The sequence below is a fragment of the Paenibacillus sp. FSL P4-0113 genome, assembly GCF_038009305.1.
GTDB lineage: Bacteria > Bacillota > Bacilli > Paenibacillales > Paenibacillaceae > Paenibacillus > Paenibacillus polymyxa_D.
The window spans coordinates 2,802,367-2,817,459 of the sequence record NZ_JBBPAZ010000001.1 but is presented as its reverse complement, the minus strand read 5'-3'; the positions used below and the strand labels follow the sequence as shown (position 1 = coordinate 2,817,459).

Sequence of the window (15,093 nt, the reverse complement as noted above, 5' to 3'; positions counted from 1 at the left end):
ATGTAGAATTTGCATAGCAATTTCATGTTTGGTGGCGATAGCGGAGGGGTTCCACACGTACCCATCCCGAACACGACCGTTAAGCCCTCCAGCGCCGATGGTACTTGGACCGCAGGGTCCTGGGAGAGTAGGACGTCGCCAAGCAGAGCTTTATGCTTATTATTCCCTGATAGCTCAGTTGGTAGAGCACTCGACTGTTAATCGAGTTGTCACAGGTTCGAGTCCTGTTCGGGGAGCCATTTGCTCTCATAGCTCAGCAGGTAGAGTGCATCCATGGTAAGGATGAGGTCACCGGTTCGAACCCGGTTGAGAGCTTGTTATAGGATGGCCCGTTGGTCAAGGGGTTAAGACACCTCCCTTTCACGGAGGTAACAGGGGTTCGAATCCCCTACGGGTCATAGGGTAGTATGGAGGCTTAGCTCAGCTGGGAGAGCATCTGCCTTACAAGCAGAGGGTCGGGGGTTCGATCCCCTCAGCCTCCACCATTTTTCATCCTCTTACCTGGATGAATTCTTGGGGAATTGTGAATCATATGCATATTGGGGATTAGCCAAGCGGTAAGGCAACGGACTTTGACTCCGTCATGCATAGGTTCAAATCCTATATCCCCAGCCATTAAGAGCCATTAGCTCAGTTGGTAGAGCACCTGACTTTTAATCAGGGTGTCGAAGGTTCGAGTCCTTCATGGCTCACCATTGTATTACATGCGCGTGTGGCGGAATTGGCAGACGCACTAGACTTAGGATCTAGCGTCTTTGACGTGGGGGTTCAAGTCCCTCCACGCGCATATTGTTTTTGCGGACGTGGCTCAGCGGTAGAGCATCGCCTTGCCAAGGCGAGGGTCGCGGGTTCGATTCCCGTCGTCCGCTCCATATTTGCGCCCTTAGCTCAGCTGGATAGAGCGTTTGACTACGAATCAAAAGGCCGGGAGTTCGAATCTCTCAGGGCGCGCCATATTTAAAAAAGTATAATATCGGGATGTAGCTCAGCTTGGTAGAGCACCTGGTTTGGGACCAGGGGGTCGCATGTTCAAATCGTGTCATCCCGATACTAATTTGCGGGTGTAGTTCAATGGTAGAACTTCAGCCTTCCAAGCTGATAGCGTGGGTTCGATTCCCATCACCCGCTTACCGATTACCTAGAAGCCGAAAGGCTTCTTTTTATTTTGTCCACATTACATTTACTTCTATGTATATAGGCCAATGCAAATATGTCTCCTGTCATGCACAGTTGGGGATGACTTGTGTATATTGTACATAGGCTCTTGTTACTTTTGACACCTAGATCTCGAATTTCCTCCTCTAACGACCCCATTCTTCTGCAGTAAGGCTAATTTCGTGATCAAATCCTTTAAATATAGGAATCCTATAGCTATTATGGTGCGAATTTATGGTGATAACTCAACAGTTGCTCTTGGGTTGTGCACATTTCCCTTTATTTATGTGGGTAAAAATCGGAGTGTTAATGAGGAAATACCTTAGAAACACTGAGAAAATGGCTAATTTGTGTATATCTTTGTGGATAGAAGGCTAATGGAGTTGACTTTGTCAACAAATAATAAACATATACACACTACGTTGCATGAATTTGTACCTTTAAAAACACACTCTTTATAAGAGACTGTGCATAATGTTTCACGTATCACTAGTGTATACATTAATTTCTATTTATTAACTTCATATTTATTCATAAGAATCCAATATTTTCTCGAAAGAAGTAATTCAAAAAGATGATTTTTTACTGTAAATTTTGCAGCTTTTCATGCGGTTTTATTGTATGATGTTAAGAAAGTGTCAAATTTCGTGTGTATACGTACCTTTTCTACAACTGTATATGGTGTGGAACAGATCAGATGGGGGGAAAAGCATGACTGAGCTTACGTTAACCGCTAACAAAAACCAATCCAACAATCTGCTGCGGCGGGACGTTCGTTTTCTAGGGAATATTCTTGGTGAGGTATTGGTTCATCAGGGTGGCAACGAACTTTTGGATATCGTGGAGAAAATACGTGAGACAAGTAAATCGTTACGTGCCGGGTATCAGCCGGAGTTGTATGAGAATTTCAAACAAATGGTCAGCGGACTGGATACGGATATTCGTCACCAGGTTATTCGCGCGTTTGCGATTTATTTTCAGTTGGTGAATATCGCTGAGCAAAACCATCGTATTCGTCGTAAGCGGGATTATGAGCATTCGGCTGGTGAAGATGTTCAACCTGGTTCCATTGAAAGTTCCGTTCAGGAGCTTAAACAAGGGGGCTTCTCCGCTGAGGACGTTAGTAACTTGCTGAATGAGCTCTCTTTGGAGCTGGTCATGACCGCACATCCTACAGAAGCGACACGACGAGTAATACTTGATATCCATAAGCGCATTTCCGAGGACGTCATGCTGCTGGATAATCCGATGCTTACCTTGCGTGAGCGGGAACAGGTACGGGAGAATCTGCTAAACGAAGTAATTACGCTGTGGCAGACAGATGAGCTGCGTGATCGCAAGCCAACTGTATTAGATGAAGTAAGAAATGGAATGTATTATTTTCACGAGACCTTGTTTCATGTACTGCCAGATGTATATCAAGAATTGGAACGATGTTTAGACAAATATTATCCCGAACAAAAATGGCACATACCCACTTATCTGAGATTTGGTTCCTGGATCGGTGGAGACCGGGACGGCAATCCGTCTGTGACATCTCATGTGACTTGGGAAACGTTACGTATGCAGCGCAAGTTGGCTTTGAGAGAATATCAGCACACGTTAAAGGAACTCATGGGTTACTTGAGTTTCAGCACCAGCATTGTGCGAGTTTCCGATGCTCTGCTGGCTTCTATTGAAGAAGACCGTACTCACATTACACTTAAAAAGATGGAAGTATGGCATAACGAAAAAGAGCCTTACCGCATTAAACTGGCATATATGATTGCTAAAGTGAACAACATCCTGGATGAAAGCAAACAGGGTACCAATGAGCGTTACAATTCTGCGGAAGAGCTCATTGCAGACCTAAATGTTATTGACCACAGTCTGCGTCATCATTTTGCCGATTATGTGGCAAACACGTATATTCAAAAGATGATTCGCCAGGTAGAGTTGTTTGGATTCCATACAGCTACGCTGGATGTCCGTCAGCATAGTCAGGAACATGAAAATGCGATGACTGAAATTCTTTCTAAAATGAATATTGTGTCGGATTACAGTAAGCTGTCAGAAGAAGAAAAAATTAATCTGCTGGAAAAGCTGCTGAATGAACCTCGTCCGATTACTTCACCTTATTTAAAATATAGCGATAGCACACAGGAATGTCTTGATGTATATCGTACGATTTATTTGGCTCAGGAGGAATTCGGCAAGCAGTCCATTACAAGCTACTTGATCAGTATGACTCAGGGAGCTAGTGACTTACTGGAGGTTATGGTCTTATCCAAAGAGGTAGGCCTGTTCCGCATCGAGAAGGATGGCACTGTTATCTGTACGCTGCAATCTGTCCCTTTGTTCGAAACGATAGATGATCTGCACGCTGCACCTGATATTATGAGAAGATTGATGAACTTGCCTGTATATCGACAATCTGTGGCTGCGATGGACCAGCTTCAGGAGATTATGCTGGGATACTCGGACAGCAATAAAGATGGCGGTGTGGTTACAGCGAACTGGGAACTTCGGGTCGCTATGAACAGCATTACGGAAGTAGTTAATGAGTTTGGCGTAAAAGTGAAGTTTTTCCACGGTCGTGGAGGTGCGCTGGGTCGTGGAGGAATGCCACTTAATCGCAGTATTTTGGCTCAACCTCCTCATACGATTGGAGGCGGAATCAAGATTACGGAGCAAGGTGAAGTACTATCATCCCGATACTCGCTCAGAGGTATCGCGTACCGGAGCTTGGAGCAGGCAACATCGGCGCTGATTACGGCTGTAGCATATCATCGTTCCGGGAAGAAGGAAGTGTTTGAGGAGAGCTGGGAGGAGATTATCGCCCGCATTTCCCAAGTATCACTGGATAAGTATCAGGATTTGATTTTCCGAGATCCAGATTTCTTCAACTTCTTCAAAGAATCTACACCGTTGCCTGAGGTGGGCGAGCTCAACATTGGATCTCGTCCGTCCAAGCGTAAGAACAGCGAACGTTTTGAGGACTTGCGCGCCATTCCATGGGTTTTTGCATGGACACAAAGCCGTTACTTGTTACCTGCATGGTATGCGGCTGGAACAGGTTTGCAAAGCTTCTATCAAAACAATGAGGATAACCTTAAAGTGCTGCAAACGATGTTTAGGGACTCTGCTTTCTTCCGGTCACTTATTGATACACTGCAAATGGCAATCGCTAAAGCGGATTTACTGATTGCAGAAGAGTACGCTGGGATGTCGGATAATGAAGAGGCCCGGCAGCGTATTTTCGGGCAGATTTCAGCGGAGTTTAAGCTGACATCTGAGTTGATTTTGAAAATAACCGGACAATCCGAGATTTTGGACGACGTGCCGGTTATTCAGGAATCTATCCGCTTGCGTAATCCTTATGTCGATCCGTTAAGTTACTTGCAGGTTCAATTGCTAAGTGAGCTACGGGAGTTGCGGGATCAGAACGGTGATGATACGGAGATGCTACGTGAGGTATTGTTGACGATTAACGGAATTGCCGCAGGCTTGAGAAATACGGGCTGATATAGTGCGGTTGTACGAATACAGGCAATCGGGTACTCATGGGGTACCCGATTGTGCTGTTTGTATATTGAAGGCAGGCGTGCTTGCAGTTAGTAACAATACTACAGTTGATTTCCGGATAAAATTAAACTACGATGAATAATCATAAACATATAATAAGTAACCCATCAGCAAGTCTGGGGGAGTATAGAGTGGATAATATGGAAAGCCGCTTGGTAAGGCTGGTACAGAAAGGCGATCAGCGAGCTTTTGCGGAGTTAGTCGAGTTATATAAAGATCGGATTTTTCATCTTTCCTACCGGATGCTAGGTAATCGCCATGAGGCGGAGGATCTGGTGCAGGAAACTTTTTTGCGTGTGTATCGTAATTTGGAAAAATACGATCATGGACAGAAATTCTCAACTTGGATTTATCGAATTGCTACAAATCTGTGCATTGATCGTCTGCGAAGGAGAAAACCTACATACTCACTTGATGCTGAAATGAATGATCAGGAAGGTGTCGATGGGTACGCCATGCTCGCCAGTGAAGAGCTTACCCCTGAGGGGAGCACGCTTCTGTCTGAAACACAGGCCTTGATTCATGACGCCATCGACAGCCTTCCGGATAAATACAGAACGATTATGGTTTTACGGTACTTGCAGGAGCTTTCCTTACAGGAAATCAGCGATGTGCTCAATCTCCCAGTCACCACTATTAAGACAAGAGTACACAGGGGACGGGATTTTCTGCGCAAAAAACTGGAGCACAAGCTATAGATCATGCGCATAGATTCTAGGAAAAGAGTCTGCGTAGATGTTTTTATGAAACATAATGCTCGTTGTAACGTATGTAAGATGAGCAAAGTTTCTAAGCCGGAGCATGTTATGTTGAGAAACACGGAAGAATATTAGAAAGGATTGGCTCATATGGATTGCAAACAAGCCGTCTCTTTTATGCATGACTATCTAGATGGCGACCTGTCTGAGCAGGACAAACATGAGTTGGAACAGCACTTGTTAGACTGCGCGGAATGCCGCATGCGTTTTAAAGAGCTGGAGCGGACGGATGCGATGCTTTACGGTACACGCTATCATCAAGTGCCGTGTGTATCGGATGAGCTGACATTTCGCATTATGAATGCTTTGCCGCCGCATAAAAGACAGACTGCGGTGCCTATGCTGACCTGGGTGAAAAGGCATCCCGCTGTAACAGCCGCCGCCTTCTTCCTTATTGTTATATGCTCAAGCATGGCCAGCTTTTCTAGCACGGACCATCAATTGGTAGTCAAAGGAAGTCATCTGGATCAAGTTGTTATTCAGGGCGATACTGTGATTGTGCCTGAGGGGAAATCCATTGCCGGAGATTTAACAGTGCAAAATGGTGAAGCCCGTGTATACGGCGAAGTGGAAGGAAATGTCACTGTAATTGATGGTTCTTATTATCAAGCGTCCACCGCCCATATTGCAGGACAGGTTAAAAGTATTGATCAAACCTTGGATTGGATTTGGTACAAGGTTACTGATTTATTCGGGGGACCTTCTTCTCCATAAAAGAAGCTTGAAATGGCAAGGACGATATCGAGCGCCTCTTTCCGCTGGAAAAGGCGTTTTTTTTGTATATGAAGCTGGCGAATTGTACTGTATTTTACTGATTTTGGCGGTTCTTTTGTCACACAGCTTGCAACGTGAGCCTGATCGTTATAACCTAGATAGAGAGAGCACACTGTGTACATATTACACCCACTCACTACAGAAAATTGCGGGGGCATGCGCATGTTGGATTATTTTGCGGACCTGACTTGGAAAGAGTCCATTAAAGATATTATCGACATTTTGATCGTAACCTATATTATGTATCAGCTTATTTTACTTGTTCGCGGAACGCGTGCAGTTCAATTGTTGAAAGGGATTCTGTTTCTGGTTGTCATTTGGGCGGTTAGCACCTGGTTTGATTTGTATACGCTCAAGTGGTTGATGAATCAGATGTTCACCTTTGGTGTGGTGGCTATCTTTATTATTTTCCAGCCTGAGTTGCGTCGTGCACTGGAGCAATTGGGGCGTGGCAAATTATTTGGGCGTTCGTCTGCGGATGATGAAGAGATTAACAAGTTAATCGGAGAAATGATTAAGGCGCTGAATTATTTATCACGTAGGAAAATAGGAGCTTTGGTCGTATTTGAGCGCGAGACCGGGCTAAACGAATATACGGAGTCTGGTATCAAGACACAGGCTGTAGTCAGTTCTGAACTGCTAATTAACATCTTCATTCCTAATACACCTCTGCATGATGGTGCGGTGATTATTCAAAATAAACAGATTGCTTCTGCGGCCTGTTATTTGCCATTATCGGAAAATCCGTTCATTAGCAAAGAGCTGGGAACCCGTCACCGGGCTGCGATTGGGGTGAGTGAGGTAACGGATGCCGTAACTGTCGTGGTATCGGAGGAAACAGGACAAATTTCTTTGGCCATTAATGGACAGGTCGTGCGCGACATTAAGGAAGAATCCCTAATCTCCAAGCTGTATGAGGAGTTGCGGCCAACACCGTCTTTGAAGGAAAAACGCGGCTCATTCTGGAATCGGAGGGGAGGCCGTGGAAATTCATGATGGACAAATGGATTAACAATAATACGATTTCCAAGATATTGGCGCTTGCGGTTGCTATCCTGCTGTGGGGAATGGTCCATCTAGATACAGGTACACCTTCATCTACGCTGACCGTTTCTTATAATAATAAAGTGATTGATAATGTAGCCATTCAGGCCAGTGGTCTGGATGATTCAAAATATGTATTGTCAACCATGGATACTGACCATGTTAAGATGGAGGTCAGAGGACAGCGTTCTGTGTTGACTTCCTTTTTTGCGGATAATTATCAAGCAAAGCTAAACTTAAACGGCCTAGGAGCAGGTACTAAAACATTGTCACTCGAACCGGACTTGCCGGATGGAGTGGAGTTGGTATCTATGACTCCTAACCGTGTTACAGTGACGATTGAGGAAAAACAAACGAAATCATTTAATGTATCTATAGTTCCTAAAGGAAACCCAGATGCGGGACTGCAGCTTGGTAAGCCTGTGATTGCTCCTCAGACCGTAAAGGTCACCTTGCCCAAAAGCCAGTTGAGTACCGTCACTGCCGTTCTGGGGGCTGTTAATACGGATGGCATCTCAGAAAAGTTTGAACAGAAGCGTGTAAAACTGAAGGCTTATAATAAAAAGGGACAGGAACTTACGGGAGCGGTCATTGAGCCGTCTACTGTGTCCGTTGAAATTCCGGTAACTCAGCAGGCGAAGTCTGTGCCTGTTAAGATTGTCTATTCCGGAGAGTTGCCAGACGGACTGGTGCTTTCTAAAGTGAATGCAAACGTGAAGGAAGCGGCGGTATATGCATCGCAGGATGTATTGAGCAGCCTCAGCTCTTACGTCACGGCTACATTGGATTTAAGCCAATTTACGGAAGCGGGGACTCGTACAGTTCAAGCTAATTTGGCAGCCCCCTCAGGTTCTGATAAAATCGAGCCAGGGTCCATACAAATTCAGGTGACTGTTGTTCCTTCCAATGAAGTCACAGATACGGAACGGACGCTGTCAGGCATCCCAATTGTTTTACAAGGTGCAGGAGATGGAGCGACTGCGACTGTTACAGCGCCCGCAGGCAAGACGATGGATGTTACTGTGAAGGGCCCGCAGGATCTGGTAAACAATTTAACCAATGATGATATTAGTTTGGTGGCAGATGTAAGTGGCCTCGCGGCTGGTCAACACGAGGTTACTCTGAAAGTAGGCTTGCCTAAATATATTACGCAAGCCGGAAATGCTGGCCAACTAAAGGCAACGATCAACATTGAGAGCCCTTCTACGCCTGCTGTAACGAATCCGAATAGTGAGAATGAATCAAACCCCTCTGGTAGTGGCGAAAAGGGGCAGGAGAGGCCACAGGAGGGGCAAGGCAATCAAAGTGGAAACTCTGACGCTAAGACCGGGGACAACGCAGCTGCGGAGGATAAAACAAATCCTCATAACGGCGCAGATTCTTCTGCGAATGGAACCCCGGAGAACAGTCAGCCATAACATGTTTTATCTGTAGTAAATAATCATGATTTATTAGACAAAAAAAAGGGAGTCATTTTACATGGGGAAATATTTTGGTACAGATGGTGTACGAGGCGTTGCTAATCAGGAACTTACAGCCGAACTGGCATATAGCATTGGCCGCTGCGGCGGATATGTTTTAGCAGGTAATGTAGAGAAACCGACAGTTGTTATTGGTATGGATACACGGATATCCGGTCTGATGCTGGAATCGGCTCTTGTAGCCGGTTTGCTGTCCATTGGAGCTAATGTGGTTCGCCTAGGTATTGTTTCGACGCCTGGGGTGGCATATCTCACACGTCAATTGAAAGCTGACGCTGGTGTAATGATCTCAGCATCACACAATCCAGTTGAAGATAACGGCATTAAGTTTTTTGGCGGTGACGGTTTTAAATTGACAGACGAAACGGAATTGAAAATTGAAGAGCTCATGGATGCAAAAGAAGACCAACTGCCTCGTCCGATTGGCGGCGGATTGGGAACGGTTGTTGTAGACGAGCATTCCCGTTACGATTATCTGGAGTTCTTGAAAACAACAATTAGCCATTCTTTTGAAGGAATAAAAATTGTACTGGATTGTGCAAACGGAGCAGCTTATGAGCTGGCGCCGAAGCTTTTTGCAGAATTGGGAGCTGAGGTGCACACCATCGGTGCCGAGCCTAACGGTTTGAACATCAATGATCATTGCGGCTCGACTCATCCTGAAAAGCTGAAAGAGGAAGTGCGCCGCTTGAAAGCGGATATTGGTCTGGCCTTTGACGGCGATGCCGACCGTCTGATCGCAATTGATGAGAACGGGGAAGAGGTAGACGGCGACTATATTCTCTGCATTTGCGGAGATGCAATGAACCGCGCAGGAAAACTCAAGGACAGCACTATTGTATCGACAGTGATGAGTAATATCGGTTTTTATAAAGCTACTGAAAAGCTGGCACTCAAGACTGCAAAAACTGCGGTCGGGGACCGTTATGTGATGGAAGAAATGCGTCGGGGTGGATTTAATCTGGGCGGTGAGCAGTCTGGTCATGTTATTTTCCTGGATCACAATACGACAGGCGATGGCATGCTGACTGGGATTCAGCTGGTAGATACCTTGAAAGCTTCCGGCAAGAAAATGAGTGAGCTAAAGTCGCTCATGAAACAGTATCCGCAAGTGCTCGTAAATGTGCGTGTGCAGGACAAACGCAATTACGAGGGGAATCCTGCTATTGCAGAAGCAATTGAGCAGGTGGAACAACAATTGGGCGATAATGGGCGTGTACTGGTTCGTGCTTCAGGCACAGAATCGCTCATTCGTGTGATGGCCGAAGGCCCGGATAAAGATGAGCTGGAGCAATTTGTCGGTCAGATCGTAGATGTCGTGAAGAAAGAATTAGTTTAAAATTTTGTAAACGTCGGTTGCCTGTGAAAAAGAAGCAGGCAACGGCGTTTGCGGTTATTTACTAGCGATTTATTGCCTTCATGGTGTAATTATGAATAAAGTGTCATTGCCAAATGATACTTAGCTGAATATAATATAGGGATGCTGTGACTCAGATAGAGAAAGCGAGGGTTGTAAGGTAACGTAATACAAGCGCCAGAGCTTGATTTTGTGCGGGGGAACTTGGTGGAGAAGCAACGGATTCAGTTGAAATAAAGTTGCTTGCAGATCGGTTCACGACAAAACAAGCTGACGAGGTGAAGGTGTTCGAAACATTCGGCGGGGACCTTCCGGTGAAGCATCAAGCCGTAAACCGGCAGCGGAAAATGAACAGGCAACTGTTTACACAACGCACCGGTAGATGCCTTTATTGTTTTATAACCTAAATTATAAGATTCATTTCATGAATGTGCGGCCATCATCATTGGCGTGCGCGGTTTGGGAATTTCGTTACATTCGTGAAGAGATGCCTGTAAATTCTATAGTTATCATTGACAACTTCATAGATGAATGAACTTTATTCCACAATCTACCGCACACGTTAGTCCTGTGATGAGTCGTCTTGTGAAATGATGATCGGGAGGATAACGAATATGTGTGGCATTGTAGGATATATTGGTAATCAGAATACGCAAGAGGTATTGATTGACGGATTGAAGAAGCTGGAGTATCGCGGTTATGACTCTGCGGGTATTGCCGTGTTTACAGATTCAGGATTGCAAGTAGCCAAGGCTAAAGGTCGTCTGGCGAATCTAGAAGCTAAACTGGATGGTACGCCGTTGGTAGGCCATGCAGGTATCGGACATACACGTTGGGCAACGCACGGTAAGCCTTCTGATGAAAACTCCCATCCACATTTGGATGAGAGCCAAAAGTTCTCTGTAGTTCACAACGGAATCATTGAGAATTATCTGGAGCTGAAGGAGCAGCTGATCAGCGAAGGTCATACCTTTATTTCCGAAACGGACACCGAAGTTATTTCCCATCTGGTTGCGCGTGAATATAAAGGGGATATCGTTAAAGCAGTACAAAAAGCAATTACCTTTATGCGCGGTGCTTTTGCACTGGGTGTGCTGACAGAGCATGAGCCTAATAAGCTGGTTGCTGTTCGTCAAGCTAGCCCGCTGGTTATTGGTGTGGGAGAAGGCGAGAACTTTATCGGTTCCGACATTCCGGCTATTCTGAAATATACACGCAATGTATTTATTTTGAACGATGGCGAAATGGCTGTTTTGACCAGTGATGCTGTCGAATTAATGACAATCGAAGGCCAATTTATTTCTCGGGAAATGATTCATGTCGAATGGGATGCTGTAACAGCGGAAAAAGGCGGCTATGAGCATTTCATGCTGAAAGAAATTCACGAGCAGCCTAAGGCTTATCGTGACACAATGTTGGGCCGTATCGATAAAGATACTAAAAAAGTTGTTCTTCCTGAACTGAAGCTGACAGAAGAACAAATTAAAAATATCCGCAACATTCAAATTGTTGCGTGTGGTACAGCTTACAATGCAGGTTTGATTGGCCGTACGGTTATTGAAAGTCTGGCTCGTATACCGGTAGAGAATGATGTGGCTTCCGAATATCGTTATCGTTCACCTATCGTAACACCAGAGACATTGGTGATCGTGGTGAGCCAATCCGGTGAAACTGCTGACACGTTGGCAGCACTGCGTGAAGCACAAGCAAACGGCGCTCATGTACTGGCGATTACAAACGTAGTCGGTAGCTCCATCGCTCGTGATGCAGATGATGTGTTGGTTACACTGGCAGGACCGGAAATTGCCGTAGCCTCGACTAAAGCCTATTCTTCGCAGTTGATTGCGTTCTATCTGTTTGGTTTGTATCTCGCTCAAGTGCGTGGCACACAAACGGATGAGCAAGTAGCCCATGTGCTGGCTGCTATGGAATCTCTGCCAGAGCAAGTGGAAGAGATGCTGGGTAAAGCAGATGCGATCAAATCCTATGCTGAGCAAATTGCAAGCCACAAGCACCTGTTCTTTATTGGTCGCGGTCAGGACTATGCTGTAGTACAGGAAGGCTCCCTGAAGCTCAAGGAAATCTCCTACATTCATTCCGAGGCATATGCTGCGGGTGAGCTGAAGCACGGTACACTGGCATTGATCGAAGAGGGAATTCCAGTTATCGCTTTGGTAACACAGGAATCCGTGTTGGAGAAAACCGTGAGCAACATTAAGGAAGTCAAGGCTCGTGGTGCAGATGTTCTTGCGATTACGTACGAAGAGCACGCAGTTGAGTTGTTGAAGTCCGTGGATCAGGTATTTGCCATTCCGAAGACACTTCCAATTCTGTCTGCTGCAATTTCGGTTGTATCTCTCCAACTGTTGGCTTACTACGCTTCTCTTGCGCTGGGTCATGATGTTGATAAACCACGTAACCTGGCGAAAAGCGTTACCGTAGAATAAGCTTTAGTGAAATTCTAAATTAATTGTCTGGTGATAAAAGAGTGTGGAACCAGTAAAAGATGTATGGAACCAATAAAAAAACTGTGGAACCAGTAAAAAAAGTCTGGAACTAGTCATTTTACAAACATCAAGAAAGATCCCGATGATATATCGGGATCTTTTTAGCTTAGGAGGGCAATTATGTCTACAATAGGCCAACGAATTCGAACTATTAGAAAAACAACAACTTAAATTAAATAAAGTTTGCAAATATAATTGGCATTTCTCAAAGAACGTTGAGTGAGCTGGAGCAAGATAAATACAGACCCTCTCTTGATATAATTATAGCAATTAAAGAAAACTTCAATTCCCATATAGAGTGGTTAATCTTTGGAGATACGCCTGTATCAATTGAGCCCACACAGTAGGGAACGTCATTCGATTAGCAATACAAAGTAAATAATCAGTTGTAACGTCAAAAACCTTTGCTAAAGATATTAAATGATTAATTTTAGGCCGTGCTACGTTTCGCTCCCAATTAGAAACAACCTGTTTAGTTACCCCGATTTTATTAGAAATTTCCTTTTGTATCCATTCATGGAGTAGTCTCGAATTTTTACATCGCTGTTCCAAAGTATTCATGAATTCATCTCTATTGAGAAAATCAAATAGCTTTTACCCGACCCATCTGCTTACTAATTATACTTACTTATAGCCCATATTATAGCTTATTCATACCCTACTGTACCCTACGAGTAGCCTATGAATAGGCTACGAAGTAAAATATAGCTAAAAAATATTACTTTGCTATTGTATAAAGCTGTGAGTTGTTATATTCTACATTTGTATTTTGAAGTAAAACTAAAATATATCTTAGGAGTAGAAAAAGATAACTGAACTTTACTCTGATTTAGTAGTTCTAAAAAGAAGGTAAATAATGAGCAAAATTCGATCAAGTAACTCTATAGCATCTATTCAACGGAAAATCAAAGAAGGAAGAGGTCAAGGCCACTTTTCGGAATATAAACCTTGGTTGACGGTACATGATGTACCTTCAATAGGGATAGTTACTCGAATTCTTGGTTGGAAAAGTGGTCGACTTCACCATTATCTGTCTGAACACTTTGAATTGGCACATCATTGCCAAATGGAAGTGGTCAGAGCAAGTGATTGATATTCGCGAACAATTTCCTTTATTACCCCTAGATAAAACCCTCTATATTGCATAAAAGTTAAACATCCAACTGACCCCAAGAATAAGCTTCCCATCATTATGACTACAGATATGTTACTTACAGTAAAACAAGAAAAAAGTATAAAATTTATTGCACATTCTATCAAACCTTCTAACAAGTTGACAAAACGAGTTGTAGAGAAATTACAGATTGAAAAAGAGTTCTTTAAAGACCAAAAGATAGAGTGGGCACTTATTACGGAAAGGCAGATAAACTACAATTTATTCAGGAATGTCGAATGGCTTCATAATGCTAAAAACAACGATAAGTTGTCAAATCACCATATAAATAGTCTCGAAGATAATCTCTATTATGCTATTCAACAAAGTGAAAAACCATTTGCGAAAGTTACAAGAGAACAAGATGAATTATTTGGTTTACCAAGTGGGTACTGGATATGACTCATCTAATACAGCCTACTCTACAATCCATGATTATTTTAGAAAATAGACGCAAGCGCAAGGATTCGGAGCACCAGCAGAGAATGTATACAGGGAAGATCTCCCAAATTGGCCGGCACCCCGCCTCAGTGTCGACACGCGTCGAATTCCCCGATTGATGGCAAGCCATTCCCAGTGTTTCTTCTCCATTCGCTCTTTTTAGGCAAAATATTAACACTTTATGTTGGGAAGACCCAATTTAACTAAAGTTTTACTATACATTATTGGAAATTTTGATATAATTCTACCTAGGTCAACCTTCCAATTATGATAGAAAATAGAATTGGATGGTTTTTATACCTGTCCAAGCTGTGCCGCGAGAGACCAGTCCACTGGCAACCCAGCAAGCTGGCATGCGGAGACCGACAATTGTGGAAAATGACAGTCGAGAATATGTTGCTCCATGACGTCAGAAGGTTCAGAAAGGATGAAGCCAACCTTATCCCAATTCCGATGGAAGATGAAGCGCGTGAGCATTTTTGAAAAGCTGGAATTCACCGCCAATCCAAGGGCTGTCCCGTTCATGCCATACGGAGCATTCTTTGAGCCTCATGCAGCACCATCGTCACATCTAATCGTCAGGAAAAGCTCACTACCCCGCAGCCGGATCTTTACTTATCCACACCAGGCGGGGGAATACACAAATCGTACATAGAGTGTATCAATATCCTTAAACATAGGCTTCGACAAAGGCAGCTCGGGTGCCGAATCCGGAGGTACGGCCGACTTTCTGCTGGCCGGCCGGAACCCTACAGCAAGTCTTACATCGATGGGAGGAACATCCCTTGTCCACCCCCAAATCCAATTCCGAACCCAATGTTAAACCAAAGCCCGTCTTCGGGCGGCTCGTCCGCAGCAA

10 protein-coding genes, 11 tRNA genes and 1 rRNA gene are annotated in these 15,093 nt (G+C 44.3%); 20 read left to right on the top strand and 2 right to left on the bottom strand.

The features are described from left to right. The first annotated feature begins 27 nt into the window (after nucleotides 1-27). The 19 genes from rrf to glmS all read left to right on the top strand — a co-directional run bounded on the left by rrf (nucleotide 28) and on the right by glmS (nucleotide 12,580). Nucleotides 28-144, top strand: a 5S ribosomal RNA gene (gene rrf / locus MKX46_RS11945). Nucleotides 145-163: 19 nt separating this feature from the next. Then, a tRNA-Asn gene (locus tag MKX46_RS11940) sits at nucleotides 164-239 on the top strand. Nucleotides 240-242: 3 nt separating this feature from the next. After that, nucleotides 243-315: transfer RNA gene (locus MKX46_RS11935), tRNA-Thr, on the top strand. 11 nt (nucleotides 316-326) lie between these two features. Continuing rightward, nucleotides 327-398: transfer RNA gene (locus MKX46_RS11930), tRNA-Glu, on the top strand. 11 nt (nucleotides 399-409) lie between these two features. Beyond that, nucleotides 410-485 (top strand) — tRNA-Val (locus MKX46_RS11925). A gap of 55 nt (nucleotides 486-540) precedes the next feature. Beyond that, a tRNA-Gln gene (locus tag MKX46_RS11920) sits at nucleotides 541-615 on the top strand. Nucleotides 616-619: 4 nt separating this feature from the next. Then, nucleotides 620-695: transfer RNA gene (locus tag MKX46_RS11915), tRNA-Lys, on the top strand. An 11-nt stretch (nucleotides 696-706) separates the two neighbouring features. Further along, nucleotides 707-787, top strand: a tRNA-Leu gene (locus MKX46_RS11910). Between the two features lie 10 nt (nucleotides 788-797). Then, nucleotides 798-872, top strand: a tRNA-Gly gene (locus tag MKX46_RS11905). A gap of 5 nt (nucleotides 873-877) precedes the next feature. After that, nucleotides 878-954 (top strand) — tRNA-Arg (locus MKX46_RS11900). A 20-nt stretch (nucleotides 955-974) separates the two neighbouring features. Further along, a tRNA-Pro gene (locus MKX46_RS11895) sits at nucleotides 975-1,048 on the top strand. A 9-nt stretch (nucleotides 1,049-1,057) separates the two neighbouring features. Next, a tRNA-Gly gene (locus MKX46_RS11890) sits at nucleotides 1,058-1,128 on the top strand. Nucleotides 1,129-1,866: 738 nt separating this feature from the next. Then, nucleotides 1,867-4,659 (top strand): phosphoenolpyruvate carboxylase, encoded by a 2,793-nt coding sequence (gene ppc / locus MKX46_RS11885; protein WP_029516811.1) that lies wholly within the window; start codon nucleotides 1,867-1,869, stop codon nucleotides 4,657-4,659. 191 nt (nucleotides 4,660-4,850) lie between these two features. Further along, nucleotides 4,851-5,417 carry an RNA polymerase sigma factor SigW gene (sigW, locus tag MKX46_RS11880; protein WP_016818747.1) on the top strand — a complete coding sequence of 189 codons (567 nt, stop codon included), beginning with the start codon at nucleotides 4,851-4,853 and terminating at the stop codon, nucleotides 5,415-5,417. A gap of 150 nt (nucleotides 5,418-5,567) precedes the next feature. Then, nucleotides 5,568-6,191: an anti-sigma factor gene (locus MKX46_RS11875; RefSeq protein ID WP_341071264.1), complete on the top strand. Its 624-nt coding sequence runs from the start codon at nucleotides 5,568-5,570 to the stop codon at nucleotides 6,189-6,191. Between the two features lie 222 nt (nucleotides 6,192-6,413). Next, nucleotides 6,414-7,247: a diadenylate cyclase CdaA gene (cdaA, locus tag MKX46_RS11870; RefSeq protein ID WP_013312127.1), complete on the top strand. Its 834-nt coding sequence runs from the start codon at nucleotides 6,414-6,416 to the stop codon at nucleotides 7,245-7,247. Continuing rightward, nucleotides 7,244-8,713 (top strand): CdaR family protein, encoded by a 1,470-nt coding sequence (locus tag MKX46_RS11865; protein WP_029516809.1) that lies wholly within the window; start codon nucleotides 7,244-7,246, stop codon nucleotides 8,711-8,713. The genes cdaA and MKX46_RS11865 overlap by 4 nt, the downstream gene beginning before the upstream one ends. Nucleotides 8,714-8,774: 61 nt before the next feature. Then, nucleotides 8,775-10,115 carry a phosphoglucosamine mutase gene (gene glmM / locus MKX46_RS11860; protein WP_029516808.1) on the top strand — a complete coding sequence of 447 codons (1,341 nt, stop codon included), beginning with the start codon at nucleotides 8,775-8,777 and terminating at the stop codon, nucleotides 10,113-10,115. Nucleotides 10,116-10,747: 632 nt separating this feature from the next. Further along, nucleotides 10,748-12,580, top strand: coding sequence for a glutamine--fructose-6-phosphate transaminase (isomerizing) (glmS, locus tag MKX46_RS11855; protein ID WP_029516807.1), 1,833 nt, complete (start codon nucleotides 10,748-10,750; stop codon nucleotides 12,578-12,580). Between the two features lie 342 nt (nucleotides 12,581-12,922). On the opposite strand, the gene MKX46_RS11850 is transcribed toward glmS, so the two are convergent. Next, nucleotides 12,923-13,201, bottom strand: a complete 279-nt coding sequence (locus MKX46_RS11850; protein ID WP_340956978.1) for a helix-turn-helix domain-containing protein — start codon at nucleotides 13,199-13,201, stop codon at nucleotides 12,923-12,925. Nucleotides 13,202-13,832: 631 nt separating this feature from the next. Here MKX46_RS11850 and MKX46_RS11845 point away from each other — a divergent pair. After that, the gene (locus MKX46_RS11845) at nucleotides 13,833-14,195 is read left to right on the top strand and encodes a TnsA endonuclease N-terminal domain-containing protein (RefSeq protein WP_230585215.1); all 363 of its coding nucleotides are present in this window, start codon (nucleotides 13,833-13,835) and stop codon (nucleotides 14,193-14,195) included. A gap of 333 nt (nucleotides 14,196-14,528) precedes the next feature. On the opposite strand, the gene MKX46_RS11840 is transcribed toward MKX46_RS11845, so the two are convergent. Further along, entirely contained in the window at nucleotides 14,529-14,759 is a 231-nt protein-coding gene (locus MKX46_RS11840) for a hypothetical protein (RefSeq protein ID WP_340956976.1), read from the bottom strand. Between the last annotated feature and the right edge of the window lie 334 nt (nucleotides 14,760-15,093).